Source organism: Myceligenerans indicum, from assembly GCF_016742955.1.
In the GTDB taxonomy this organism is placed as follows: Bacteria; Actinomycetota; Actinomycetes; order Actinomycetales; family Cellulomonadaceae; genus Myceligenerans; species Myceligenerans indicum.
In genome coordinates this window covers 1-2,339 of sequence record NZ_JABBYC010000112.1, presented here as the reverse complement: position 1 = coordinate 2,339, position 2,339 = coordinate 1, and the positions used below count along the sequence as shown (strand labels likewise).

The 2,339-nt window shown below is 64.3% G+C and carries 2 protein-coding genes; both read right to left on the bottom strand.

Annotated elements, in window-relative coordinates; all coding sequences use genetic code 11:
• Positions 1-473: 473 nt before the first annotated feature.
• A complete protein-coding gene (locus HGK34_RS22080) occupies positions 474-1,289 on the bottom strand; it encodes a hypothetical protein (RefSeq protein WP_201851554.1) in 816 nt (271 codons plus the stop codon).
• A gap of 624 nt (positions 1,290-1,913) precedes the next feature.
• Complete coding sequence (locus HGK34_RS22075) at positions 1,914-2,159, bottom strand: hypothetical protein (RefSeq protein WP_201851552.1); 246 nt, start codon at positions 2,157-2,159, stop codon at positions 1,914-1,916.
• Positions 2,160-2,339: the final 180 nt, after the last annotated feature.

The window sequence follows — 2,339 nt, the reverse complement described above, 5'->3', positions numbered from 1 at the left end:
GTCGCGATCAGCCTGATCCACCTCGCCGGGCTCCCCATCACCGACACCACGACGGCCTGCTACCGCCGCCCGGAAAAGCTATACACCCTGGTCAGATAACGGAACCGAAACGAACTGACCGGCCCTGACAGGAGGGACAGCATCGCAGTTGCTGCCTGATCGGCCCGTTCTCTTCGGCCAAGTGGACGAGTAGCGCGGCCGCGGGGCTCGTCTGACGCCTCATGGGGCGCACCATCCTGCGCGTATTGTTCGATCTGTCGCGCCCGCTCATCCAGAGCCTCCCGAACGTCGTCGGGCAGATCACCGAGCGCTTCGGGAATCACCCCCGCGATCATCCGAGGCGACCGCACGCGCCGCACCACGGCCTTGACACCGCCACGACCGGCACCACTATCAGAGCCATTCAGCGGCGGAATCCCGCGCCCCGACAACCGATCCATTATACCGGGCGGATGGTCAGGTCAGGGCCAGATCTAGCTTGGCTTCAAGCGCGGGTACAGGGTCCACGAGCTGTTGGCCCAGTGAGCGAACTCCTTGGCCCCGCCGACAAAGAGCCAGAGGCCCGTCAAGGGAGCGAGCGTCAGTCTCGATGTGCCAGCGATCGGTTCCTCGTTACGGAACATGAAGCTGATCAGCAGGTCGCCTGGGACGTACCCCTCGTGGAGGCTGACTGCCAGGTGAAGGTCGTCAAAGCCTGAGGCGATGACCTTCGCCACGTTCTCGGTGTACCAGGGCTCGGCCAGCTGCGACTCGACCCACGAGTCGAGTTCCGAAAGCGTGTGATCGACGACGCCGCCATACGGAGGAGCGATCAGGAACAATTGCGATTCTGGGCCCTTACGCGGTGCGACCCTGAGTAGGGAGACATTTGGCTCGTGGCTTCGGAACCACGCTGCAGCAGGATCATTTGTGGTGTACAGCCCGAAGTTCGGGAGCGCATCGGGGCGGTCGACGCCTGCCTGCTCGCAGAGCTGGACAAGGGCTCGGGCGTGCTCGCGCAGCTGGCCCAGATCGGTGAGCGTCGACCCGTCGGGATACCTGAGAAGCCAGTCGTGGCTAGCACCCGGAAGGCTGATCGTATTCGTGCTGGCGTATGCGGCCATGCCGAAGGAAGCTGTGTCAGCGGCCCGGGAGATCTCGAGCGCTCCCGACGTGCCGTCCCTGTGCTTGAGTAGTACGTCGTACATCTTGGCCTGGCTGTTGTCATCGTGCGGCTCGTAGTCAGCGCCCAGAACGCGAGCGACCTCGTCCGCGATGTACTGCTCGTGATCACTAAGGTTCTTGGTCATCAGACCCCTCCGCAGCCACCGTCGAGTGTGCCTCAAGACCCACGCCCAGCAGCGTACGTGCCCGTCGCCGCGTTCGCCACGAACTCCAGAGCGCACAGTTCAGGCGCTACCTGCCAGGCGTCGACGGGCTGCTCAGTTCGTGAAGGCCGCAGAGTGCGCAACCGGACCGGCGCCTGTCGGGGAAGCGATGCAGACCGCATGGCCACCCGGCCAGGCCCGCGGCGTCAGACATATGCCGCTCCAGCCACTGGGCTGCTCAGCGATCAGGCCGCCGCCGCAACATCGCCGCGGGTCTCGATCGGATCGAGAGGTACAGGGCGTGTGCTCGTTGATCAGCCGAATGGCGAGTTCAGGGCCAACAGCCAGTGCCGGGGGAGAGGACTATCTAGCGGAAGACGGTGCCGACCAGGCTCCTGACCTCGTGTTACGTCGGGCGCAGACGAGTATGGCGATCCCACGGCCGCGGTAGATGGGGTGGCCTGTGGTGATGTGTGCGTGCGCGTGCAAATGCGCAGGTCAAGAGGGCGGGCGCGGACTTGGGGGTCCGGAGGAGCGAGTAGGACGCCCCACGGCGGGTAGTTACCGTGTGTGAAACGGGGGAGGGCGACTTTCATTGCGGCCTGTCTACTCAAGAGCGGCAAGAACCGACAGGAGGACTGCGGCGATGGCTGCGGCGGCTGAGAGCGAGGCCATGATGAACGAGGCTCGGGCAAGGCGGCGGTTCGACTTCTCGGCGCGCTCCAGATTGCGGCGGTGCAGTTCGGCCATGTAGTAGGCCGTACCGACGCGCGTGTTCTCAGCCTCCTGATCGTGCTCCAGGATCAGCTGTTCATCGGATGCTTCGTGTAGCTCGCGGATCGATCGCGCCATGCTGCCGGTCTACCTCAACGTCGGGGTGCCGGTCCAGTTCAGGAGGGTGCTGACCTCGATTCTTCGTGGGTGAGGTGACTCAAGGCATGGGAAAGGTGCTCTGACCTGGCACGATTGGTGTTGTCGAGACACTGTCGGGCTGGAGGATCGGAGCACCTTTCTGGTGGGCAACACTACTGC